This window comes from Desulfosporosinus fructosivorans, assembly GCF_004766045.1.
In the GTDB taxonomy this organism is placed as follows: domain Bacteria; phylum Bacillota; class Desulfitobacteriia; order Desulfitobacteriales; family Desulfitobacteriaceae; genus Desulfosporosinus; species Desulfosporosinus fructosivorans.
This window is the reverse complement of the sequence record NZ_SPQQ01000001.1, coordinates 762,693-785,644: the sequence shown is the minus strand read 5'-3', so window position 1 is coordinate 785,644 and position 22,952 is coordinate 762,693. Positions and strand designations below refer to the sequence as shown.

Annotated in this window: 20 protein-coding genes and 1 riboswitch; of the genes, 3 read left to right on the top strand and 17 right to left on the bottom strand. The window is 42.5% G+C overall.

The genetic code is table 11. From position 1 onward, the window contains the following. Positions 1-63: 63 nt before the first annotated feature. Positions 64-1,902 carry an Rqc2 family fibronectin-binding protein gene (locus tag E4K67_RS03800; protein ID WP_135545040.1) on the top strand — a complete coding sequence of 613 codons (1,839 nt, stop codon included), beginning with the start codon at positions 64-66 and terminating at the stop codon, positions 1,900-1,902. A 364-nt stretch (positions 1,903-2,266) separates the two neighbouring features. On the opposite strand, the gene E4K67_RS03795 is transcribed toward E4K67_RS03800, so the two are convergent. From E4K67_RS03795 to E4K67_RS03780, 4 genes are all read right to left on the bottom strand, one after another. After that, positions 2,267-3,109: a dimethyl sulfoxide reductase anchor subunit family protein gene (locus E4K67_RS03795; RefSeq protein WP_135545039.1), complete on the bottom strand. Its 843-nt coding sequence runs from the start codon at positions 3,107-3,109 to the stop codon at positions 2,267-2,269. Positions 3,110-3,112: 3 nt separating this feature from the next. Next, entirely contained in the window at positions 3,113-3,691 is a 579-nt protein-coding gene (locus tag E4K67_RS03790; RefSeq protein WP_135545038.1) for a 4Fe-4S dicluster domain-containing protein, read from the bottom strand. An 18-nt stretch (positions 3,692-3,709) separates the two neighbouring features. Continuing rightward, positions 3,710-6,289, bottom strand: coding sequence for a molybdopterin-dependent oxidoreductase (locus E4K67_RS03785; protein WP_135545037.1), 2,580 nt, complete (start codon positions 6,287-6,289; stop codon positions 3,710-3,712). Between the two features lie 264 nt (positions 6,290-6,553). Next, positions 6,554-7,243 carry a TorD/DmsD family molecular chaperone gene (locus tag E4K67_RS03780; protein ID WP_135545036.1) on the bottom strand — a complete coding sequence of 230 codons (690 nt, stop codon included), beginning with the start codon at positions 7,241-7,243 and terminating at the stop codon, positions 6,554-6,556. A 341-nt stretch (positions 7,244-7,584) separates the two neighbouring features. On the opposite strand from E4K67_RS03780, the gene E4K67_RS03775 reads away from it, so the two are divergent. Continuing rightward, positions 7,585-9,264, top strand: coding sequence for an ATP-binding protein (locus E4K67_RS03775; protein WP_135545035.1), 1,680 nt, complete (start codon positions 7,585-7,587; stop codon positions 9,262-9,264). Between the two features lie 19 nt (positions 9,265-9,283). Then, complete coding sequence (locus E4K67_RS03770; RefSeq protein WP_135545034.1) at positions 9,284-9,988, top strand: response regulator transcription factor; 705 nt, start codon at positions 9,284-9,286, stop codon at positions 9,986-9,988. A gap of 67 nt (positions 9,989-10,055) precedes the next feature. Here the strand turns inward: E4K67_RS03770 and E4K67_RS03765 are convergent, their stop codons facing one another. The 13 genes from E4K67_RS03765 to E4K67_RS03700 all read right to left on the bottom strand — a co-directional run bounded on the left by E4K67_RS03765 (position 10,056) and on the right by E4K67_RS03700 (position 22,848). Then, positions 10,056-11,240, bottom strand: a complete 1,185-nt coding sequence (locus E4K67_RS03765; RefSeq protein ID WP_135545033.1) for a pyridoxal phosphate-dependent aminotransferase — start codon at positions 11,238-11,240, stop codon at positions 10,056-10,058. Between the two features lie 502 nt (positions 11,241-11,742). Further along, positions 11,743-12,501 (bottom strand): ABC transporter ATP-binding protein, encoded by a 759-nt coding sequence (locus E4K67_RS03755; protein ID WP_135545032.1) that lies wholly within the window; start codon positions 12,499-12,501, stop codon positions 11,743-11,745. Positions 12,502-12,663: 162 nt separating this feature from the next. Next, complete coding sequence (locus tag E4K67_RS03750) at positions 12,664-13,668, bottom strand: ABC transporter substrate-binding protein (protein ID WP_135545031.1); 1,005 nt, start codon at positions 13,666-13,668, stop codon at positions 12,664-12,666. An 89-nt stretch (positions 13,669-13,757) separates the two neighbouring features. After that, positions 13,758-14,528: an ABC transporter permease gene (locus tag E4K67_RS03745; RefSeq protein ID WP_135545030.1), complete on the bottom strand. Its 771-nt coding sequence runs from the start codon at positions 14,526-14,528 to the stop codon at positions 13,758-13,760. Beyond that, the gene (locus E4K67_RS03740; RefSeq protein ID WP_135545029.1) at positions 14,528-14,821 is read right to left on the bottom strand and encodes a thiamine-binding protein; all 294 of its coding nucleotides are present in this window, start codon (positions 14,819-14,821) and stop codon (positions 14,528-14,530) included. The genes E4K67_RS03745 and E4K67_RS03740 overlap by 1 nt, the downstream gene beginning before the upstream one ends. Before the next feature lie 72 nt (positions 14,822-14,893). Further along, a riboswitch (TPP riboswitch) is annotated at positions 14,894-14,997 on the bottom strand. Between the two features lie 60 nt (positions 14,998-15,057). Continuing rightward, positions 15,058-16,227 carry a TraB/GumN family protein gene (locus E4K67_RS03735; protein WP_274594827.1) on the bottom strand — a complete coding sequence of 390 codons (1,170 nt, stop codon included), beginning with the start codon at positions 16,225-16,227 and terminating at the stop codon, positions 15,058-15,060. A gap of 355 nt (positions 16,228-16,582) precedes the next feature. After that, a complete protein-coding gene (locus E4K67_RS03730; RefSeq protein ID WP_135545028.1) occupies positions 16,583-16,867 on the bottom strand; it encodes a YbaN family protein in 285 nt (94 codons plus the stop codon). A 141-nt stretch (positions 16,868-17,008) separates the two neighbouring features. Further along, positions 17,009-18,490, bottom strand: a complete 1,482-nt coding sequence (locus E4K67_RS03725; RefSeq protein ID WP_135545027.1) for an alkaline phosphatase family protein — start codon at positions 18,488-18,490, stop codon at positions 17,009-17,011. A gap of 208 nt (positions 18,491-18,698) precedes the next feature. Beyond that, the gene (locus E4K67_RS03720; protein ID WP_135545026.1) at positions 18,699-19,124 is read right to left on the bottom strand and encodes a universal stress protein; all 426 of its coding nucleotides are present in this window, start codon (positions 19,122-19,124) and stop codon (positions 18,699-18,701) included. Between the two features lie 347 nt (positions 19,125-19,471). Then, positions 19,472-20,077, bottom strand: coding sequence for an orotate phosphoribosyltransferase (pyrE, locus tag E4K67_RS03715; RefSeq protein ID WP_135545025.1), 606 nt, complete (start codon positions 20,075-20,077; stop codon positions 19,472-19,474). A 179-nt stretch (positions 20,078-20,256) separates the two neighbouring features. After that, positions 20,257-20,967: an orotidine-5'-phosphate decarboxylase gene (gene pyrF, locus E4K67_RS03710; RefSeq protein ID WP_135545024.1), complete on the bottom strand. Its 711-nt coding sequence runs from the start codon at positions 20,965-20,967 to the stop codon at positions 20,257-20,259. Between the two features lie 86 nt (positions 20,968-21,053). After that, complete coding sequence (locus tag E4K67_RS03705) at positions 21,054-21,974, bottom strand: dihydroorotate dehydrogenase (RefSeq protein WP_135545023.1); 921 nt, start codon at positions 21,972-21,974, stop codon at positions 21,054-21,056. Next, the gene (locus E4K67_RS03700; protein ID WP_135545022.1) at positions 21,961-22,848 is read right to left on the bottom strand and encodes a dihydroorotate dehydrogenase electron transfer subunit; all 888 of its coding nucleotides are present in this window, start codon (positions 22,846-22,848) and stop codon (positions 21,961-21,963) included. The genes E4K67_RS03705 and E4K67_RS03700 overlap by 14 nt, the downstream gene beginning before the upstream one ends. Positions 22,849-22,952 lie beyond the last annotated feature (104 nt).

Sequence of the window (22,952 nt, the reverse complement as noted above, 5' to 3'; positions counted from 1 at the left end):
ATGCCTCGTCCGACCAAGTGTGTTATACTAAAAAGATACTTAAACAACGAAAGGAGTTCCTCCATGGCCTTAGACGGTGTTACCCTCGCCTATCTAGTTAACGAGCTAGCTCCACAACTTATTGGAGCACGTATCGATAAAATCTTTCAGCCTGAAAAGGATGAAATTCATTTCTTATTAAGGCAACAGGGATCTAGGCGCCTGCTGCTCAGTACCAGTGCAACCTCCCCCCGCTTCCACTTCACCCAAGAAAACAAAAAAAACCCGTCCTCCCCGCCAATGTTTTGTATGATTCTACGCAAACATCTTGAGGGTGGAAAACTTATCAGCCTGCATCAAAGTGAGCTTGAACGAGTCATAACCTTTGACATTCAGAATTACAACGAACGTGGTGATTTGGTCACCCTGCATCTACACTTGGAAATCATGGGAAAACACAGCAATCTCATCCTTGTTGAGCCAACCACTGGCGTGATTCTGGACGGTCTTAAACGATACTCTCACGCCCTCAGTCGCTACCGGGAAGTATTACCTGGGCGGATTTATCTCGCACCGCCCTCACAAGGAAAACGACCTCCCATGGAGGACGAAGAACTTTGGCGAAAGGCACTTTATGAGGAAGACCTTGATCAACCCATAACGAACGTCCTTCTCGCTCGCTTTGCAGGTATTAGCCCAGAATTGGCTCGAGAAATCGTCATTCAAGCCGGATTAGTGCTGGATATTAGCCTCCATCAATGTGGGGATATTGATTTTTCACGACTTTTTCAGGCATATCGTAGATTAAGCAACCCTGAGGGCGTTCTCGACATTCACCCCTGTCTATATTACAAAACAGAACTCCACTCCCGTCCAGTCGCATTCACCTTTACCCCCTTTCAACAATACCAAGAATTGAGAATGGAAAATGTGCCATCGTTGAATGACGCGATCACGGGCTTTTATCAGTCAAAATCCAGCAATAATACCCTTGAGTCAAAACGCGGTTCACTACGCAAAATCGTTCAAGAACAGCATGCCCATTTCAGCAAGAAGCTTAAAATATATAAGGAAGCCGAAATAAGTGCTCAATCCGGTCTTGCGTATCAAAAATGGGGAGAACTTCTGACTGCAAACCTCCATAATATTTCGCTAGGATTGACTGAAGTGACTGTGGAAGATTATTATGACCCCTCCCTCTCTTCCTTAACGATTCCTCTCAATCCTCACATAAGCGCTATTGACAACGCCCAGCGCTATTACAAACGCTACAACAAAGCGAAGGCCACACTGCGCCAAACAAAACCTCTCAAAGAAGCTGCATTCGAGGAAGTTAAATACCTAGAATCACTACAGGTTAGTTTGGACCAAGCGTCCACCCTAACAGAGCTTGATGAAATCCACGTCGAGCTAGTCGACCAAGGGTATGTTGCTGGAAAACACGTAAAAAAGCAGTTTTCTAAACCAAAAAAGGGTTACCTTAATACAAAGTCAAAAGCAAAAGTGAAAGCTCCGAAGGAGGTTCCTCACCCAAGAGTCTATCGATCAAGCCAAGGCCGAGTCATCTATGTCGGAAAAAACAATGCTCAAAATGATTGGTTGACTATGCGCAAAGGAAAACCGACGGATCTTTGGCTCCACGTCAAAATCATTCCAGGTTCTCACGTTCTAATCCCTCTCGAAGATGGGGAAGAATTCCCAGATGACACCACCTTAGAGGAAGCAGCTGCTCTCGCGATCTATTACAGCCAAGCGCGCGGTTCCTCTCAAGTTCCCGTAGATTATACACATGTCAAACAGATTAAAAAACCTAATTCCGCTAAGCCCGGAATGGTGATATACGACCAAAATTGGACATTATATCTTACGCCTAAGACGGAGACTCTAGAGCGGTTGCTGGCAAGCGAAGAACTTCCAGAGTAAAGAAAACTAAGGCTAGCGCCAAGCCTTCAGGCGCCGACGATCGCCTTAGTTGCACTTATGCTAGGTCAGAAAGTATGTAACTGAAAGTTATACTTTCTAACTAGTATAAATAAAACGAGCAGAAACGCGAAAGCGATTTTTGCTCGTTTTATTTACTACACTCGGATTTACCGTTACTATCGAAATAGAGCGGATAAGTTTGGAGTGGCATTCTAATTCTACGTAATTATGCACCCTCGATGTAGTGGGGGATAAACGAAAACCGCACACCCATAACAACAAAAAAGAATCCTGCTTTCTAGAAATGGAATAGAAAGCAGGATTCTTTATACCGATATTGAAAGCAAAGTTAAAAGGTTGAACCTTAAGTCAATCCCACGTTCGTGGTTATCATCGCGGCATAGAAGATGTATCTTCCAATAAATTGACCGCAAATTAAGGTAGCAACCGCTACGTAAATCATACCTGATACAGATTTTGTCTCAGTTGTTATGGCTTCCTGGGTTACCGGCCACATAAGGAACCCGGCTCCACCTAGAATAAGCAACCATTTAAGACCGATGACAACACTCATTCCTTTGAGTATTTCAGCGCTGGCTTGGGCGGCCATACCATTTAGACCCAAGCCCATAGCGTAAGGAACTGCCACGGATGCTTGGATGATTACTACAACCAAAACAATAGCCCCAAAGATTCTTTTATTGACATTTTGTAACTCTAACAGGCTAGTAGCTAAAAAGATTAAAGTCCCTACAGCAATAGTCGTAGCATAAAAATCCACGAAAGTGTTAACTCCATGCCAGACAGGAACAGCAGTAGCTGTATAGAGTTTGGCCATAGAGAAAACAGTGATCAAACCAACCACGCTTCCAGTCCATCTTAAAACAGTGTTAAGACTTTGATTATCTGATTTGAAATATTGGAGTAGAGCATTCAACACAGCAATTCCCATAAAAATTCCGCTGAACAGCACTTCTCTGCTTAACCAGGAGCTTCCAAGATTAGAGAGAGAGTTCAAAGCAGAAAGAGGCTGGCCTAAGTGAGCTAAAGAAGCTAAAACACTGATGACACTTAAGGCAGCAGAGGTTAGCGCAGCCCTTTTAAATTGTTTGTCTTTGGAAAGCTGTTTTCCAAGAGTGATGCATAACATTATCCCGATAGCAGCCTGCATGCAAAATGAAAAAATGATTAAAGCAGTTTCGTTCATTTTCTAGACCTCCTTTTTCCTAAAATCTTTAAGAAGGGCACCAGCTTTAGGTTTGATAACCAATGAAGGGTTGGTGACAGAGGAATGAGGCAGAATAGGTAAATCACTGGTAGTGTTGCTGCCATATTTAACTTTTAATTCTTCAATATCTCCCCATTCTATTGCGCGCATGGGACAGGCATCCACGCAAACTGGGGTTTCATTTTTATCTCTTAAATCCTTACACCCATCGCATTTACCTACTTTGCCTAAATCTTGTATGAACTGAGGAACCCCGTAAGGACAAGCCCAAGTACAATAACGACAGCCGATACACTTATCCTTATCATGTTGCACCGTACCATCTGCATCAACATGCATAGCGCCAGTAGGACATCCTTCTACGCATTTAGGGTTAGCACAATGATTACAGGTACTGGAATAGTGGTACACACCGGGAGTCGGATAAACACCGATTTCAAATGTTCTTGTTTGCCTAAATATTGTACCTACTTTTAAATCGTTTTTATCTTTACAGGCTATCTGGCAAGTTCGGCAACCAATACACGAAGTCATATCAAAATAGAATCCTTTGCGACCCACTATTGCTCACTCTCCCCTCTAGAAAATAATTCTTTGTGATTTATTGACATCTGGCGTTAATGGCGCATCGGAATATTTTTCAATATTAACCACGCAGCTATTCCATCCTGAAACCCCTTGACCCGACGTTAACGGGCCATTAAGAATGTTATCCGCACCACCAGTATCAATCCCTGTTTTTTCATCCATATCAACCCAAGAACCATGAAGTAAACCAACAATACCGGGCATAAAACGTTCGGTAACCAGAGCTGTACGCAGAGTCTTGCCATGCTTACTCGTCAATAAGACGGTATTGCCATCGACTATACCTTTTTCTTGAGCATCTTTTGCACTAATGAACACTGGATTTGGCCACGTTTCTCTGAGCCACTGTACATTATCAAAAACAGAATGAGAACGACGCAAATAATGAGGATTAATCACTTGATAAGGATAATCGCCCTTCACTTTCCCTTTCCAATCTTTAAAGGTTTCTTCATAACCTTCCACGGGCGGAATATGTGTAGGGACAGCTTTGATCTTACTATAACCCATATTATTTATTGTGTTTGCTAGTACTTGGGAATATATCTCCATCTTGCCACTAGCCGAGTTTTTGCGTGGCTTCGCCACGGGGTCATCTCTAAAATCTTTGAAAGCAATAAAGCCGTAGTTATCCCCGACTTTTCTTTCAATTTGGTAAATACCTTTTTCTTGAAATTCTTTCAAACCAATTCGACCTTGTTGCGGTTTACCTTTTACCTTCCACTCTGCAATATCTGCTGCTGTAATTGTAACCAAAGGCTCTTTTGTGACCCCATCTTCGTTGGTTGTGGTCGCACCCGCAATTTGATTGAAAAATTGTTGTGTATAGTCAATAGGAAAAGCCTTTGTTGGATCTACACCAAGACGTTTTGCCAATTCTTTTGCAATCCATTGATCATCCTGACATTCATACATTGGCTTCGTAATTTGAGAATACATGATTAAGATTTCTCGATTGCCCGTTAAGAGCCCTCCTGGTTTTTCCCACTCTGTAGTCACAGGAAGCACAAAATCAGCGTATTTGGAGTTAGTAGTCAAAAATTGAGAATGACTAACCACTAAATCGACCTTACGATGCGCTTCAATTCCTTTGGTCATCCCAGCCCTAGTTTGTAGTTTTGAACTCAATTCGTGATAAATCAAACCAATATCGATCTTTCTCGTTTCACTTTTAAGATATTTTTGCTGTCCCGTGAAATTGTATTGACCATCAACAATGGCTTTCCACATTTCCGTATCATTGAAGCTATCATCGACCGGATTCTTCACCGCTGGTAAACCATTAGAACCAGGTGCCACCAACATTGCTCCACCATTACCAGCGCGGCTATGACAACTAATTCCACACATATGACCAGATTTCCCCATATGGCCAGTCATTGCCCCGATTGTCATAAATAGTTGTGGCAGATTATCCGTATTATGCGTTCTAGCGGATGCCCAGCCAGTTAATATAGCCACTTTCTTATTTTTATTCAACGCCCTGGCCAGATAACGGATACGATTCGGCTCAACCCCTGTACTTTCAGAAGCCCATTCCGCGGTCTTAGGAATGCCATCATAGGTTCCCAGAACATAGTCTTTGAAGTTTTCTTTAGAATCGCTTCCCTCTGGCATGCTTTCCGCGTCGAAGCCAATCGTATTCTTCTTTAAAAACTCCCAGTCGATCAAAGGATTTGTCGTTGGATTATCTTCCTGCAATAAAGTATGAGCAATGCCTAGTAATAAAGCCGTGTCTGTAACAGGACGACAAGGAATCCACTCCGCATCCAATAGGGCATAAGTATCATTATAGTAGGGGTCAACCGCAATAAATTCTGCCCCAGCATTTTTCACCTGCATAAAATTATACGCAGGATTTCCTGCAGAACTCCAAGCCGGGTTCATACCGAACATAATAACTGTATCACAGTTACGCATATCCAATCTGTCATTGATCCCTGAATTAGACTCTGGACTGTAGCCTATTACATCTGGAGTATAGGTCCAATTTCCACGAGATGTTGTACCCCAATGGGAAACACAACCACCATATAGAGATAAAACTTTAGATACGTTAGCGGAATCCGCAAATAATGCTCGATTTCCCTTTTCTTCTTTGATACGTTTAATTTCACCACTAATTGCATCTAACGCTTCATCCCAAGAAATCCTTACCCATTCATCGTTTCCGCGAAGCTCTTTCTTCCCGCCACCCGGCGCCCAATTTTTCCTTCTCATTGGATACTTCAAACGGTCAGCGCCAAAAACCTGTTGCCGTTGAGAGCGTCCACGGATACATGCCCTTTGTTGTGGATAATTAGGGCTATCGGGGTGTGTGTCGTCGCCTTTCTGACGAAGGACAACACCGTCCACTACTAAAGCCTTGTTGAGGCAGCGACCACCACAGTTATGCCAGCAGGCAGCGGTAATCCACCGCTCTTCCATCGTGGCAATATTATCGGCACTCGTTCTCATTAAAGTGTTCCCACAACCCGCCAAAGGTAAAATGGCAGCAGCGGCCGTACTTGCTTTAATAAAGTTTCTTCTGCTCAGGTTCAAATTACTAATTTTGTCAATGAAATTAGTCATATGGGTCATTAACCTCCTTTAAACATATTTGAAGTAAAAAGATTACCTACAGGGGTCTGTCTCCCCCCTTTTCAGCCATTGGATTGAATTAGTTGAAGTTCCTACCCTTGTGTATCAAATACAAAGATAAATATTTTGTCTTGTTTTGTTTGTTATTCTATCTTTGTATTAGCGATTGTCACATGGGTTGAATTGAACCATAGCCATAGCCTTTTACCATAACTGCAAGAGACTATAGGTCATCATTCATCTAATTATCTCGGGTTAGAGCAAGGAAATAAGTTCATCGAGAGCGGCAGCATCTATTTTCAAAACCTGCTCAGTTAATGACGCCATCTGCGGATATAGGTGATGCGTTTTTGAAAGTTGTATTTGTTCGGCAAAATCGCCAATCCAAACCAGCAAATGTTCCTCTAAAAACGCCTTCTGGTCGGACAACAGCCTCTTTACTTCTTCAATGTTCTCTTCCTCGAAGGCTTCTTGCGTGAGCTTCGCCAAATGTGTCAAGAAGTCCAACTCCAAAGCAATATGGTCATCCGCTTCATGAGGATAATTCGCTGGCAAGAACTGATATTCTAGATAAGTACGTCGCACCCTTAAAGTGTTTTCCTGAAAGATCATCCGCTCGTCAGTCAGATATACAGATTCCCAAGGAGGAGCAGGCAACTTATTCGGCCCCAGCATTAAATAAGTGTATTCGCTTTTCAGCTTATCCAGAGTATCATCTGCGCCAGTAGAAATGGCCTGCTTCAATTCCTCCAATACGGCCAAACAGTCGTTAAGTTTATGCTCATCTTCATCCAGTAATAGCTTCAGGGCTTTTTTTGTATGCTCGCTTACGATAACTTCTATCAATTCGATGCTCGGCTCATGGCCGAATATGTGCTGCAATAATCCATAGAGGTAATGACGATTGGCGAGAAATATGGCAATACCGTCGTTTTGCTTAGTCATATAATGGAACCTCCTTTCTATTAGTTATGTAGTATCAAGGTGTGATTAGTTTAAATAGATTTGCTAAACAAGCACGATTACGCAAATGGAAAGGTTGCGCTGAAAAAAAATCCATTTGTTGTGTAGTTTAGCATAGAGATATTAACCATTTATAACAAGATATTAACAAAATATTAATATCTTGTTATTTTTATTTAACCCCTTGAAGGGAACTTTACTTCAAGGGAATGTGTGGCTATTAAAATGGCCTTACAAAACACGAAGGAATATGATAAACTTTTTTAAGTTCTCCATCACAATACTTCGGGAAAATAATCACAAGAATAAAAAGGCGTTGAGTTATGAAAGACTTAGGAGAGAAATTAAAAACCACAGATAATTTAACCTTTCGTTTTATGTTAGCAACTGTCATTGTCATTATCACCGTGATGAGTTTTAAGTTTTTCTGGGATTTTAACGAAGAGAAAAAACAAGCAGTACGTGCGATGACAGAGAAAGCCCAGATTATCTCTGAGCAGCAGAAAGCCTTGTGGGAATTCATGGCCATTAATCAACATAAGATCAATTATAATTTTGCAGGAAACTTAGAGTTTAAGCATTTAAGCTGTTCTACCGTAGCTATGGGTGTAGGAGCAATGCTAGCTTCAGAAACTGAATATAACATAAAACCAACAAATACTGTTTGTAGAAATGTATTGAATACCCCTGATGATTTTGAGATAGGAGGTATTACCTACTTTAAAGAGAATCCCTCTACGATGGAATATTGGTCTATTGAAACAGTAAATGGAACACATGTGTTCCGCTATATGACCCCTTTAAGTATCGATAAAAATTGTCTGGACTGTCATGGCAAACCTAAAGGAGAAATAGATATATCAGGATTTGCCAAAGATGGCCTGGAGATTGGAGATTTTGCGGGTGCTCTTTCTTTAACAATGCCCATGGATATTTACTATGAAAATATCAGAGAGAGTCAATTAAGCAATGGATTCTTTTCTGTTATCCTGATTTTAGTTTGTGTCATTTGTATTTATTTCTTAGTGACCGGAATGGTGACCAGTTCTCTTGGTGAACTGGAAAAAGTCGTGGCTCAGGTAGGCGCAGGTAAATGGGATGTGAACCTAAGTCATTTGAAAGCCAAAGGAGAAATAAAGAGGCTGACTAATCATTTTCAGAATATGACGGAGCAGTTGAAGGATTTGTATAGTAATTTAGAGTTGAAAGTTGAACAGCGAACATCTGAACTGGAAAAAGCCAATTTGATATTAAAAAAGCATAAACAAGAATTAGAACAAGTTAATCTTAGATTAGAAGAGACAAATGTTTACAAATCTGAATTCTTAGCTGTCATGAGTCATGAGTTAAGAACTCCTCTTACATCGATTATGGCATTTGCCGAGCTTATGTTGGTTGACATTCCCCCGGAGGAAAAGAAACAACAACACTATCTCGAAGAAGTGCTCCTAAACAGCCAAATCTTATTAAGACTTATCAATAACATTCTAGATCTGGCCAAAATTGAAGCAGGGAAAGGTCAGCTTGCTTTAGAAGTGGTGGATATGACCGATATAATAGCTTCAGTGGAGAGTGTCATTGCTCCTCTTGCAAAAAACAAAGAATTGGAATTTCATGTTCAGGTTACACCGGAGGTTCCGCTGACCAAAGCCGATCCCGAGAAGCTACGGAGAGTTGTGGAAAATCTGGCGGGAAATGCTGTGAAGTTCACAGAAAAAGGAGGAACTGTTGAGATCCTGGTTCAATTTAATGATCATAGGAAAGAGATCATTATCATAGTAAATGACAATGGGATAGGGATTAACGAAGAATACCAAAAGTATATTTTTGAGAAATTCACGCAGGCTGATAGTTCGCCATCTCGAAAATATGGAGGTACCGGGCTAGGACTAGCCTTAGCAAAGGAATTAGTAGAACTTCATAGAGGATGGATTAAAGTAGAAAGTAAATGTGGCGGTGGCAGTAGTTTTATTGTAGGTCTTCCTATCCAGGATATTGAGTAAAGTGAAAAGAAGGTAAACAATGGTGGAACGCTTAAAAGTGATGTTGGTCGATGACGAAGACAGTATTCGTAAAATAATAGAACATCTTATTCAAAAAGAAGGTTATGACTTTTGCTATGCTGCTGACGGAGAAAAAGCTTTGCAAATGTTTACCCGTGAAAATCCAGATCTAATCATTCTAGATGTCATGCTTCCAGAAATCGATGGATTTGAAGTCTGTCGGAGAATTCGTCTAGATAGCGTGGTTCCGATTATCTTACTTTCGGCCAAAGGAGATATCGTCGATAAGAGTGTGGGTTTCAATATGGGAGCAGATGACTATATAACCAAGCCTTTCAGCCCTGTAGAGCTAGCTTTGCGGATGAAAGCCATGTTTCGACGGGTGGCCTTTAAAAAAGAATCTGAGAGTTCTCAGGAAAATAAAGATTGCATTGTAGTTAAAGAGTTGGAAATCAACAATAAGAGTTTTGAAGTCAATGTACGAGGAGAAAAAGTGGACCTAACCCCTAAAGAATTCGAACTCCTATCATTTATGGCAAATCACCCAGGACAGGTATTTACGAGAAAGCAACTTTTTGATAATCTGTGGGAGGGGAAATATTTAGGGGATTCGGGAACCATTACGGTTTTCATCAGAAAAATTAGAGAAAAAATTGAGCCCACCCCTGGCCACCCAGAATATATACTTACTGTATGGGGTGTAGGCTACAAATTTTGCTGCTAGAAAGACCCGTTTGCAATAATTCACTGCAAACGGGTCTTTCACACGCGCTTTAGTCTAGAATATTGTTTTATTTAACTTCTTCAATGAGAGCCTTAAAGTACGGCAATGCTTTCTCAATTTTATAATAAGCCACACAATAGGCAATTCGAACATAACCGGGGCAGCCAAATACAGTGCCAGGAACAAGAAGAATGTTCTTCTTCTTTGCCAGGTTACAGAATTCAACATCATTCTCAATAGGAGTTTTAACAAACATGTAAAATGCACCTTCAGGTTTAATGCATTCGTAGCCGTATGATGAAAGCCCTTTATAAAGGAGTTCACGATTTCTGTTATAGGTACGAATATCCACCTTTGCGTCTAAGCACTTTGCAATGACGCGCTGGAATAATGACGGAGCATTAACAAAACCTAAAATGCGATTAGCAATATTTGCTGCTGAAACGATATTTTGGTAATCAGCCACCTGATCCGGAATCACTAAATAGCCTATTCTTTCGCCGGGTAACGAAAGAGATTTGCTGAAGGAGTACCCGATTATCGTGTTCTCATAATATTTTGAAAGGTAAGGCACTTCAGCATTATCATAAGCAAGTTCTCGATACGGTTCATCAGAGACAAGATAAATATCTGTGCCAAATTCTTTTTGCTTCTCATTCAGTATTTCTGAGAGCTTGATAATGGTTGCTTCCGAATAGATAACCCCTGTTGGATTATTAGGGGAATTGATGATAACCGCTTTAGTTCTAGGGGTTATTTTCTCTTTGAATTCTTCAAGATTCGGCTGAAAATCAATCGTATTAGGGGATACTATAACTAATTCGCCCTCAAAGTTTTTCACATAGTTTCTGTATTCTCCAAAAAATGGTGCGAACGTAATGACCTCATCCCCTGGGTTAAGTAGTGTTTTAAAAATGACATTTAACCCACCTGCTGCGCCAACAGTCATAATAATGTTATTTTGTGTAAAAGCGGTGGAGAATTTATCATTGATTGACTTGGCAATTGCAGCTCTTACATCTTCATAACCGGAGTTATTCATATACCCATGAATGCCCATAGAATTCCCAGTATTTATAACCTCTAAAATTGCGTTCTTTACTTCCTTCGGTGGTTCAACATTGGGGTTCCCTAGGCTAAAATCAAAGACATTTTCCACTCCGTGAATCCCTGCCAGTCTTTTTCCTTCCTCAAACATGGCCCGGATAACAGAACTGTTCTTTACCTGTTCTTGCATTGTATTAGAAATCATAGCGTTCAACCTTTCTTTTATTAAACATACTATTTAAATCTAAGTTTAATATTTTCTCAACATATGTCAACTCTTTAAAGACACTTCGCATTTTTCTACATACTGCTGAATCATTCTTTCCACTACCGACATGTCAAGCTTGCCATGCATACTAGGAGTTTCGAGGAAGCGTTTTGGTAATTTCACCTGCCGCGGGTCGAACCCTAGTTTTTCTTTATGCGTTGTTTAGACTCGAAGATCCGTTTTCCGATGGTTGTTAGATCGTCGTCTGTCAGTGTATAGCCGACTGCCCTTAGTGGTTCAGGACTATTTCCCGGTTATACAGCTTTCGAGCGAAGAGACAGATTACTAGGGAGTTGAGGACACAACGCTCTAGCTCCTTTTGAAAGAGAGCATAGGTATCCTATTCACCAGAGCCCCTTCCGGTTTCACCCGAATGTTTTATGAAACAACGCCAGGCACTTAATTAATGGAATTAAGTGCCTGGTGCCTTTGATATTGTTTAATGTATAAGCAGGTCTAGGAGTTGCCTTTTTAAACCTATGGCAACATTAGAAAGCAACAACTCATCCGGATCACGCGGGTGGGGAAATGGGATTTTAAACTCTTGGATAATCCGCGTAGGACGTCGACTTAGAACAACAACTCTATCGGAAAGAAGAATAGCCTCATCAATATCGTGAGTGATCAATAAAACGGTGTGCCTTGTTCGATTCCAAATGCTTAAAAGCCAACGTTGCATTTCTCGTCGGGTCAAAGCATCCAGAGCACCGAAGGGCTCGTCTAGAAGCAATGTTTTTTTGCCAAAGAGAATCGTCCGCAGTAAAGCTCCGCGTTGTCTCATCCCCCCTGATAACTGGTGCGGGTAATGCTCAGAAAATGGAGAGAGCCCGAACTGATTTAACCATTCTTTAGCCTCTACCCGTGCTTCGAGTCTGTCCTTATGCATAATCTCACAACCCAAAAGTACGTTTTCTAACAGAGTACGCCAGGGTAGCAGTAAATCTTTTTGGGGCATATAACCAACGTTTCCTAGAGTCCCCTGGATCGCTCGACCATCCAAAAATATTTTCCCTGTATCTGGACTCTCAATTCCAGCCACAAGATTGCAAATCGTACTCTTGCCACAACCTGACGGTCCGATCAAGGAAACAAAGGAACCCGTCTCAACCTCTAAATCTAGAGGTTGCAAAACCTCCATGGATAAGTTTTTTTGTGGACTAGAATAAGATTTGGAAAGACCTCTAAGAGATAGTCCCATTTTACTCCTCCTTAGGATTTAAATATATGAAAGAAAAACAAGTCAAGATGCCATGGATATTTTGTGTCTGACAAGGAGGTATGTTCACCTCATAGCGGGTTATAGGGTGAACATACCGACGCAGTATTACGCGAAATAGACTGGCAGATTGACTGATTACTTTTAGGAATTTGCCTCAGGTAAGAACTCGTTCGTGTAGGCCTTGGAGGGATCAATCATCTTCGGCAACAGGTTGCGTTCGACAAGCCATTTCGCATAGCGCTCCCAAACCTCTGACTTCTGTATTCCCCACTGGGCTGCATCTGCTTGATACCTGGGACTGAGCCAAGCCTGACTGCTTCGGATTAAGTCTGGATTTGCTTCGGGCGCATTCTTTATCAAGATCTCTGCCGCTTCCGTCGGATTCTTGATCGCATATTGATAGCCTTCACTAACCGCTTGCATAAACTGACGGGTTAGTTCTGGTTGAGATTGTATCATTTTCTCGTTGGTAATCACGACGGGAGTATAAAAGTCGAGAGCTGGGTCAACGTCTTTTAACCACATCATATTTAACGTCTGATTTCGCAATTCTGCTTCTTTGCCGGTCCAACCATAAAAGATCCAGGTTAAATCAATATCTTTGGTTAAAGACGTAAGTTGATCAGACTCTCCAATATTGATCATTTTAAGCTTCGAGAAATCAGCATTTTCCTTTTGCATGAGTGCTTTGAGAATCGCATCTTCTGAGGGTAGCCCCCATCCCCCGTAAGTCTTCCCTTCGAAGTCTTTGGCTCTTAAAATATTCTTAGAGGTTGGAGAAACAAATCCTGAAGTGTTGTGTTGAATGATAGCGGCTAGGGAGAGAATCGGCACATCGTTGGCGCGTGCAGTGGTTACCTGTTCTTGATGACTCACTCCAAAGTCAGCTTTTCCGACCGCCACAAGCTGTTCAACATTTCCGGAACTAGAAGGCTGGATGAATTTAACCTCTAAACCCTCCCTAGCGAAATACCCCTTTTCTTGGGCAACAAAAAGACCCGTGTGATTTGTATTAGGCGTCCAGTCTAGCATTAAGTTTACGACGGTAGGTGGTTTAGTTGTCGCTGGAGTGGGTGAAGTAGATCCGGTTCCGCACCCAGACAGCAATAGCAAGGAAATGGTAAATATTGCAAGCAACTTTTTCATACGATAATCTCCCCTATGATTTATTTACATCCGTTTCTTGAAAAAAACTAAATAGAGGATCGAAGGCCAAACAACCAGACGGTAATTTTTTAATGGGAATCATGATTCTTGCTTTGGATCCAGGGTAAGGCGAGTCGCGCAAGGATGGAGATAAGGGCATAGTAAAGGAAACTCAAGGCGGTGATCGCAAAAATAGCGGCAAAAACACGGTCTGTCAAAAAAGAGTGGGATGAACGCGTTAGATAAACGCCCAACCCCGAGCTAGCCCCCAACCATTCTCCGATCACGGCCCCCATTACACTATAGGTTGCGGCGATTTTCAGTCCTGCAAAAAGTAAGGGTAAGGCATGAGGCCAGCGAACAATATGAAAAATTTGCCAACGGGAAGCTCCCATGCTTCTTAATAAATTAAGATAGTCAGGGTCAGGTAATTCAAGTCCCTCGATTAAGCTGATGGTAATCGGAAAATAACAAATAATCATAACGATCATAATTTTAGGCAGTAGTCCATAACCCAACCAAAGGATCAAAAGAGGTGCAACTGCAATCAGTGGAACTGTCTGAGAAATTATTAGAAACGGATATATTAGGCGTTTTATCCAAGGGGATAGAACCATCACGCCCGCCGAGATCAGACTAAAGACAACGGCAAGCGCAAAACCAACTGTTGTTTCAGCAACAGTTGTCAGGGTATGACTCCAGATAAGCTGGCGAGTCTCCCATAAAGCTTGGGCGATTCGAGTAGGAGTTGGGAGAAGCCATAGGGGTACATGAAACGACGTAATCACAATTTGCCATGCCCCAAGCAAAAAGAGAAAGAACACTAGGGATGGGATCCACTTCCACTTTAACCAGCCCATTATTTGTTTCGATATTTGTCAATTTTTTCACCGATCGTGGAGCCTGTTGGAACATAATCCATCTTAATATAGGCCATTACTCTAGAGGCTCCAGCGCGAATGCAAGCTTCCTGAGCTTCTTTAATGATTTCCCAAAGCTGATCTGGTTCGCCCTCCATTGTTGTCTCCATGGGCCCCACTTCATAGGGAACTCCACTGGCTGCTATGACTTTGATCGCCTCATCCACGACCTCATAAATACGAGATTCTTCAACTTTAGGAACCACCTGTAAAGCCATAATAATTTTTGCCATTGCTATTTCCTCCTTAAAACTAGTTTATACTTTCTGCCGAGTACAAAAAAAGACACCGCATGTAATGCGGCGTCCCAATTTTCAAATTTTCCCTACGCTGGCATTACCCAGATCAGGTTAAGGGTCGGGCCGTTGCCCCTCTCAGCCAGAACGTTCTAGCTCCCCTGTAACTATTAATTTTATATTATTTTAACATAAGAAGTGTTCTCGTGCAATCTTTGAATACGAGAACACTCCTAGCGAATAGCATTAAGAAACTGTTTGATCACATCTGCTCCCCCAATTAGGGTACCAAAGGTGCTTCCTAGATTAGACAGCACAACTAGCAAGAGAATATGGGTAACTTTATTACGCCAAAAACCCTTAATAGTCCAAATCTCTTCCGAAAGATTTTCAAAATCTTGAACGGTCGGTTTCCTTATAAAAGCCTCTGTGAGACCTACAAACCATCCCACAGCCAAAAGGGGGCTTAAAGAACTAATGGGTGCGACCAAAAATGCTACCAAGATAGAAAGCGGGTGACCGAAAGCAATCATTGCTCCTATAGCCGAAAGAGAGCCGTTCCATAGAATCCAACTAACAATCTGATCAATCCCCGTAGTCTTATCAAGCGAAAGCGTAGAAATAATTATGCCTAGAATAAGAACAGGTATAGTCCACCCAATTATCTGTGAAGTCTTTGAAGTAGCGCGAACCTTGGACAGTTCGTCTAAGTTGTTATCATTAGCAAGTTGCATTTTTATGCCCGGAATATGGGCTGCACCTAAGATAGCGATCACCTTATCTCCTGAGGTTTCTTTAATTCTCTGAGCTAGGTACTTGTCTCTTTCATCGATAATAACCGACTTTAGTGAAGGGAAAGACTGAGATAATTCATTTAAGACTGATGTTAACATATCCTCGCTCTTCATCTTCTCCAGTTCATCTTCACTGATTTCTTCGTCGACGACTAAGCTTAAGATAAGCTGATAAAACAATTTGGCTTTTCCCCAAAAACCTAACCCGCGCCATAGCCGTCGCATGGTAACCTGAATATCGCGATCCGCTAAACAAATGATAGCGCCATGCTCATTAGCTGATTCGATACCTTGGATCATCTCTTGTCCAGGATTGATCCCAAACTGCTTAGCTAATCGTTTCTGGTAAGAAGACATGATTAAGTTAACCAATAACAGCATTGATTTGCCTTCTTTAATAATTTTGACGATATCGGTATTTTTCCATCGTTCAGCATCCATAATTGCTTGATAACGAGACTCACACAACTCTACACATACTGTATCTGGTTTTTCTTCTTCAATTAATTCTTTAACTTCTTCAGCGCTTTTTTTAGAGACATGAGCAGTTCCAATTAGGATTATCTGCCTACCGTCCATTTCTATCCGATGAACATTTTCGTTGGACAAAAAATCACTTCCTAAATTACTAATTTTTAAACAATCATAATAATATCATACTTAACAGCTATATGTTATTTTGCAATATTGACTTAATAATAACTGGATAGTTTTTAAGCTGAAGTTGCTAAGATTGCCGAAAGCCCAAGCCCCCAACCTTGACGATAAACAAACCGGAGTCCTCGCGAACGTCTAATCTACCAGCGGTCAGCAACCTGAATCAAAAATGGAGCGAGATAACAGGACTTTAGTTGATAGCTAGTTTGTATAGCCCCTACATGCAAAGAAGACACCAAGTAATAAGCTTGGTATCTTCTTTGCATGCACGGGTGGTCTCCCCCAATTTCAACTTAGTTGAACGATTTTACTTAATTAAATATATTATAGAAACAATGATAGATATACTCATCATTAATACTGCAGCAATTTTTGCCCTGAGTGGGATTGTTCGGTTTTCTTGCCAATCTTTTATAATGGTACCGAAATATTTACTATTAATAAGGTAATCATGGAATGCTGTAGAGCTTTTAGCAAATGATGCTGCTGCAAGCAAAACGAACGGAGTCGTAGGCAGTAGAGGAAGAACAATCCCGATAATCCCAATTATTAAAGATAACATTCCACATATTAGCCAAAATATCTTAAACAAGTCTTCCTCCTCATGGGGTTATTTCTAAGCTATATTTCGCAGATGATAATCATTCCCATCCCTATAATATAGCTTGATTACTAGAAGGTCAACAGTTACGAGCATCTTGGCATCATGTGCCCGTGCAAAGATGCTTCCACTCTATAGTCCAAAATGCCCTAAAATCATTGGAAACAAATCAATAATCCTCGGATTATTCAACTTAGCTTGCATACCAGCAACGATCATTGGAACCGTCGAATCTTCTTCGTCAAGAGATCCGTGGCTTCCTCCGCCAGAGTGAATCGGTCCCCCGACTGCTAAATACTCGTACCCTGAAGCCGCTGAAACGACCACCCGACTTCCCTTCCTTACCTCGAGAGCTGAAATCAGTCGACTCAGAGCATCGGGGTACTTTCCGAATTCAATTTTTTGCTCTCCCGTCACCTGGGCATCGACCACGGATAAATCTCCTTCACAGGACCAGCTCTGACCATAAACATCCTGATACGGACCAACGCGAGAAAAGAATAGTTGTTTCTCCGTTCCGCCTTGAAGGACACAATACTTATTTTCAGAGATTTTCCAAGCAATCTGAGCATTACGCCGTTCTTTGCACAAAACGCCCACGACATCTGGTAATATCTCGTTTTTTCGCTTAAGAATATAAATAAAGGCCATCCGTTCATTCGGGCAGATGGCAATTTCCTTGTCGTTGTCCTCAGTTGCCTCTTCTGTAGACTTTAACCGTTTAAAAGACTTTAACGCACGATCTAAATCAATAAGGTATTCTTTCCCTAAACCAACCGTCGACTGGGCATGGTCTCCCGTAACAATAATTACGTTTTCCTCAAGGGCTCTCTCCCATGAACCACACTCATCAAGGACTGAAGCCACAAGGGAATCCGCACGTTCAATTGATACTCCTGTGCGCAGAGGGCCATAATTGTGAGAATACTTATCATTATCTGGGAAATAAACGGCCATAAAATCTGGCTGTTTACCCTCACGGATTAGTTGAGCAGAAATTTTCCCAGAAAAGACGTCATTAAAACCAAAACGATTAAGAACTCCTCTTGGATAGCTATTAAGCGAATCTGTGAAAGGTGGATGGATGAGCTGGCCTAATGTTAAGTGGGAAGGACCCGATACCTCTGCTTGGGTGAGGTGAAAACCAGTCGCCAAAGTGAGTAAAAGAGGGACTTTTGCTTGATAAAGGTGTGTGGCCCGATGCATAAAAAAATTGACGTTCCCTGTACTATATCCGCTAGCTTCTAGTCTTTCATATAGGGTCGGTGTCTTTGGATTAAGATGTTCTTCATTAAGCTTTATCAATAAGTTGCGGAGGACCTTTTCAGTCCCAATTTTTAAAACACTATAAGGTGTTGCCCCATAATCCACGATTTTTCGGTTCTCGTCGTTAAACCAGATAAACCCAGGAACCCCATGTCGATCAGGCCAAGTTCCTGTGATCATGGAACTTGTAGCAACTGGCGTCATAGTTGGAAAAGAGGAAATGACACGATCAAAGTAAGTTCCATGTTCAGCTAAAAAACGGAGAGCTGGGGCGTGCCCTTGCGCAAGGATTCTCCTCAAGACCACAGGATGAAGAGAGTCTATCACGAATAGGATTACCTTTTTCATGATCGACCTCCTTTCCATAAATAACCTATTTATAGATTATATCCAAATCATTGACATGTTGTCACTAATTGTTTAAACAACCTTACAACTCCACAGAAATATCATCTTGGTTCACTGAGTCATTCTTTGAGCGTAGATACAGAACAAGGCTAAGAGCAAAAAGCTTTCAGCCTTGTTTGAACACCAACTACCTATTAATAGTTAATAATCACTTAGCAATAAGAACAGAACACTTTGCTCCGTGGAGAACGCGCTGACTGACACTACCTAATAGGGCACCAGTGATCGCCCCGTAACCATGACTTCCCATAACAACCAAATCGATATTTTCAGTTTCAATCTCTTGTAAGATCATGTTTGCTGGGTTTCCTTGCACAATTTTCTTGATTAAGGGGACGTCCGAAATATCGATTCCTTCAAGAGTGGCTTGTATCGCCAACTCCCCCCCCTGTTCAATTTGTTCCAGCCAATTGACATGCTCATCGAGCAGATTCACAGCATACCCTCGCGGCTTGTCTATAACGATTAGAAGCACGATTTCCGAGTGAAATTTCCTAGCGAGTTCCAAAGCCCTTTGCAACGCTTGGCGTGAATACTCTGAAGCATCAGTGGCCACTAATATTTTCTTCAAAATAAACCTCCCCTCCTAATTCATCTCCCTGCCCTTGACGTCCTATGAGGCATACATTCCACACTATTGAATTATATCCCTTCCTCATTAACGATCATTATGATTTCTTATTATGACAGACTTATCCTAGTGTATTAGATAGTGAACTCGTTCAACTAAATTTGAACAGCAAGACTTCGGCGATAGTCTCCAGTTGAGACTATCGCCGAAGCCGCTATCCCCAAGGAGTATCAAACGGCAAAGGATTAATATCGCAGGGTACGGGTTTACCACCCCACTGGTAGAAGTGGGAGTCTCACTATTGGATCAACGACAGTTACATTAACGAGAAGATTGGGTCATTTTACTTTTTAGATTTTGCGACTCCCTGGCTTAATAGCAGGGATCTCCTGAGCACAAAGTGGGCATTCCTGAGCTTCAAAAGCCTGGATGTGTAGTTGAATGAGAGAAGCCATCGGCAGTCCAAAATCCACAGTCCCCCCTGTTCGGTCAACAAGAATACCGACACCTACTGGAATCGCTTCGAATTCTCGGACCACAGCTAAAACCTCACGAACAGATCCACCTGTTGTGATCACATCCTCAACGACCAAGACGCGTTCTCCCGGGGAAAGTGTGAATCCTCTGCGCAAACGCATTATCCCGTTTTCACGCTCTGTAAATAGCGCTCGCGTTCCTAAAGCCCTGGCGACTTCATGGGCCACTAGTATCCCTCCCGTGGCCGGTCCAATGACAGTTTGTATTCCCTGGTCACGAAACGACGCGGCAAGTCCCTCCGCAAGTATGGCAGCCCTCTCCGGATATTGTAGAACCTGAGCACACTGCATATATTGAGCACTATGTTTACCTGAGGTTAACAGAAAATGTCCGTCCAATAAAGCTTTACTTTTTCTAAACAAATCAAGGTATTCCTCTGGGGTGAGCCGGGTTTCTTTTGCATTCGTATGTTTTTCCATTATCGTTATTTCTCTCCTTTTTAGGCATATGAAGTAAAATCACAAGTCAAAGATGCCATGGATATTTTGCGTCAGACAAGGAGGAATGTTACCTCATAGTGGGCTATTAGATGAACATTCCGACGCAGTATGACACAAAATAGGCTGACATACTGACTTGATATTTTTTTGAATGTGCCTTACCGTACCCAAAGTCGTTCCAAGGCTTGTCGAGGATCCTCTGCACGGGTAATCGGTCTTCCGACCACGAGATATGAACTACCAGCCTCTAAAGCCTCATGGGGGGTGAGGACTCGCATTTGGTCGTTTGCTTCGCTCCATGCCGGGCGAATCCCTGGCGTAACAATCAAAAAACCGGGGTTAGTGTTTCGCCGTAGCTCACTGGCCTCCATAGCTGAAGCAACAACCCCGTCTAGTCCTGCCTTTTCTGCAAGTTTGGCGAGCTCCACCACATGCTCTGGAAGTTTCCGTTGTACTCCCATCTCTCGTTTAAATTGATTTTCTGACATACTTGTTAGGACCGTAACTCCAATTACTTTAGGAACACTTTTCAGCTTAAGACCTGCTTCCCTAACAGCGTTGGCCGACCTGGCCATCATCTCATATCCTCCACTACAATGAACATTGATCATATCCGCACCACACTGAACATAACCGCGAATCGCCCGTTCTACCGTCGTGGGAATGTCATGAAGCTTCAAGTCCAGAAAAATAGGAAATCCCATCTCCTTCAGTTCCCGGATTATTGCCGGGCCAGTATACGCATACAGTTCCATTCCCACTTTAAGCCAACATCCGCTTCCTTGGAGAGCCTTAGCTAAGACTAAAGCTTCGTCACGTCCTTGAACATCAAGTGCCACCATTATTCGTTTATTTAATGTTGCATCCATTGACTTATTCCTCCGTTTCTAACTGCGCAGGACTATGTGCCTTCCCTTTTCCTTGTAGGGCAATTCATGCATTGTTCCTTTATGAGCTAAGCTTTGTGTGCCAAGCCGACTAAATCATGCACGGAAGTCATTCCACATTTTTCGCAATAATTCTTGATCCCCTGTAGAATGTCCAGTGGAGCCTGAGGATTGACGAAATTCCCAGTTCCAATACTTATGGCAGTTGCTCCTGCTAAGAGAAATTCCACAGCATCCTGCCAAGTGGTGATACCCCCCATACCTATGATTGGTAAATCGATGGCTTCAGCCACTTGCCATACCATACGGACAGCAACCGGTCGAATAGCCGGCCCAGAAAGCCCTCCAAATGTATTGGCTAACAAAGGCCGTTGTTGTTCTATGTCAATACTCATCCCTAACAGCGTATTAATGAGGGATAGGGCGTCCGCCCCCCCACGCTGAGCTGCACGGGCCATTCCCACGATATCGGTAACATTGGGAGAAAGCTTAGCGATAATTGGGAGATCCGTTGCTGCCTTAACCGCCGCAATCACCTCTTCAGCACTCCTTGGGTCTGTTCCAAAATGCATCCCACCATGTTTGACATTTGGGCAGGAAATGTTAACTTCCAGAGCGGCTAACCCGGAATCTGCTTGTAATGCACGAGCCATACGTTCATAATCCTCTAGTGAAAAACCAGAAATATTGGCGATCACCGCTGTAGGCATTCTTCGAACCTTTGGCAGATAAGATACTAGAAATTCCTCGAGTCCCGGGTTTTCCAACCCGACCGCATTGAGTAACCCTGCCGGTGTTTCTGCCAACCGAGGCACTGAATTTCCTAACCGTGGCAGAGGGGTAATCCCCTTCAGGGTTATTCCCCCTAAGGCTTCCAGCGGACAATAATCGGCATATTCTTCCCCAAACCCATAGGTCCCTGAACTGGTAAGGACAGGATTCCTTAGAGAGATTCCTGCTAGCTCGGTAGTTAGATCAACATGACTCATCCCAGACAACCTCCTCACCCCGAAAAACCGGACCATCCTGACATACTTTTTTATGGATTAAAGTGCCTGTTTCATCAACGAGGGTACATACACATCCTAAGCAAGCGCCCACTGCGCAGCCCATGCGCTCTTCCAGAGAAACCTGCACTGGGACAGCAAAGTTCATGCATAGTTCCGTAACTACCTGCATCATCTTTTTCGGGCCACAAGTGGCTACAGTAATTTGCTCAGAAATTGAATGCTGTGCATTGTTCGCTTGGTTCTCTATGTTGATCAGTTTCGTCTGCCCAAACAACTGAAACGACTGAAATAATCGACCTTGAAGTTGCTCAGTCACAAAACCCTTATCCCCTAACGTTCCATCCAAAGTACAGAGGTGAATCGGAATCCCTAGTGCTTGCCAATCGTTCAGTCCTGCACTTCTTAGAAATGACTGGTTTTCTCCCCCCCAAAACAAGCGAACGCTCAAACCCTGAGCGAGTGCGCTTTGAGCGAGAGCATAAAGCGGAAATATGCCAATCCCACCTGCAACTAGCCATAATTCCCCTACTTCTGGCAAGGAAAAGCCGTTGCCTAACGGCCCCATAACACTGAGCCGCTCTCCACACCGCGCTCTTGCTAAGATTTCGGTTCCCCGCCCTTGAATCCGATAGAGCAAGGTGATTTCGTTTTGATCTGGAGAAACCTCGGCTAAGCTGATCGGACGCCGCAACAACGGGTCAAAGGAGGAGATCGAGGAGTCTTGAACTTGGACAGCTACAAACTGTCCAGCCTTCGCAGTCTTAGCAATTGGTCCGCTTAAAACCAAACGCCTCAGCATTTGATCTGCCTCTCCCAAGCATTCATGAACGACCACTAGTCCTTCTGTGAGCATCGCACCCACCTCTTTCTATCGTAGTTCGTAGTTAATGTTCGTAATGAGTAATGCGTAGTTATAATTCTCAAATGAAGTCACTTTACAGTACTCGATACCGCAAA

Bases quoted from the DNA above. Each gene is read 5' to 3' on its own strand.
- E4K67_RS03700 (WP_135545022.1), bottom strand. From the start codon at position 22,848: ATGCTCACAGAAGGACTAGTGGTCGTTCATGAATGCTTGGGAGAGGCA.
- E4K67_RS03745 (WP_135545030.1), bottom strand. From the start codon at position 14,528: ATGGGCTGGTTAAAGTGGAAGTGGATCCCATCCCTAGTGTTCTTTCTC.
- E4K67_RS03755 (WP_135545032.1), bottom strand. From the start codon at position 12,501: ATGGGACTATCTCTTAGAGGTCTTTCCAAATCTTATTCTAGTCCACAA.
- E4K67_RS03705 (WP_135545023.1), bottom strand. From the start codon at position 21,974: ATGAGTCATGTTGATCTAACTACCGAGCTAGCAGGAATCTCTCTAAGG.
- E4K67_RS03775 (WP_135545035.1), top strand. From the start codon at position 7,585: ATGAAAGACTTAGGAGAGAAATTAAAAACCACAGATAATTTAACCTTT.
- E4K67_RS03785 (WP_135545037.1), bottom strand. From the start codon at position 6,289: ATGACTAATTTCATTGACAAAATTAGTAATTTGAACCTGAGCAGAAGA.
- pyrE (WP_135545025.1), bottom strand. From the start codon at position 20,077: ATGGAAAAACATACGAATGCAAAAGAAACCCGGCTCACCCCAGAGGAA.
- E4K67_RS03770 (WP_135545034.1), top strand. From the start codon at position 9,284: ATGGTGGAACGCTTAAAAGTGATGTTGGTCGATGACGAAGACAGTATT.
- pyrF (WP_135545024.1), bottom strand. From the start codon at position 20,967: ATGGATGCAACATTAAATAAACGAATAATGGTGGCACTTGATGTTCAA.
- E4K67_RS03725 (WP_135545027.1), bottom strand. From the start codon at position 18,490: ATGAAAAAGGTAATCCTATTCGTGATAGACTCTCTTCATCCTGTGGTC.
- E4K67_RS03800 (WP_135545040.1), top strand. From the start codon at position 64: ATGGCCTTAGACGGTGTTACCCTCGCCTATCTAGTTAACGAGCTAGCT.
- E4K67_RS03780 (WP_135545036.1), bottom strand. From the start codon at position 7,243: ATGACTAAGCAAAACGACGGTATTGCCATATTTCTCGCCAATCGTCAT.
- E4K67_RS03795 (WP_135545039.1), bottom strand. From the start codon at position 3,109: ATGAACGAAACTGCTTTAATCATTTTTTCATTTTGCATGCAGGCTGCT.
- E4K67_RS03740 (WP_135545029.1), bottom strand. From the start codon at position 14,821: ATGGCAAAAATTATTATGGCTTTACAGGTGGTTCCTAAAGTTGAAGAA.
- E4K67_RS03765 (WP_135545033.1), bottom strand. From the start codon at position 11,240: ATGATTTCTAATACAATGCAAGAACAGGTAAAGAACAGTTCTGTTATC.
- E4K67_RS03750 (WP_135545031.1), bottom strand. From the start codon at position 13,668: ATGAAAAAGTTGCTTGCAATATTTACCATTTCCTTGCTATTGCTGTCT.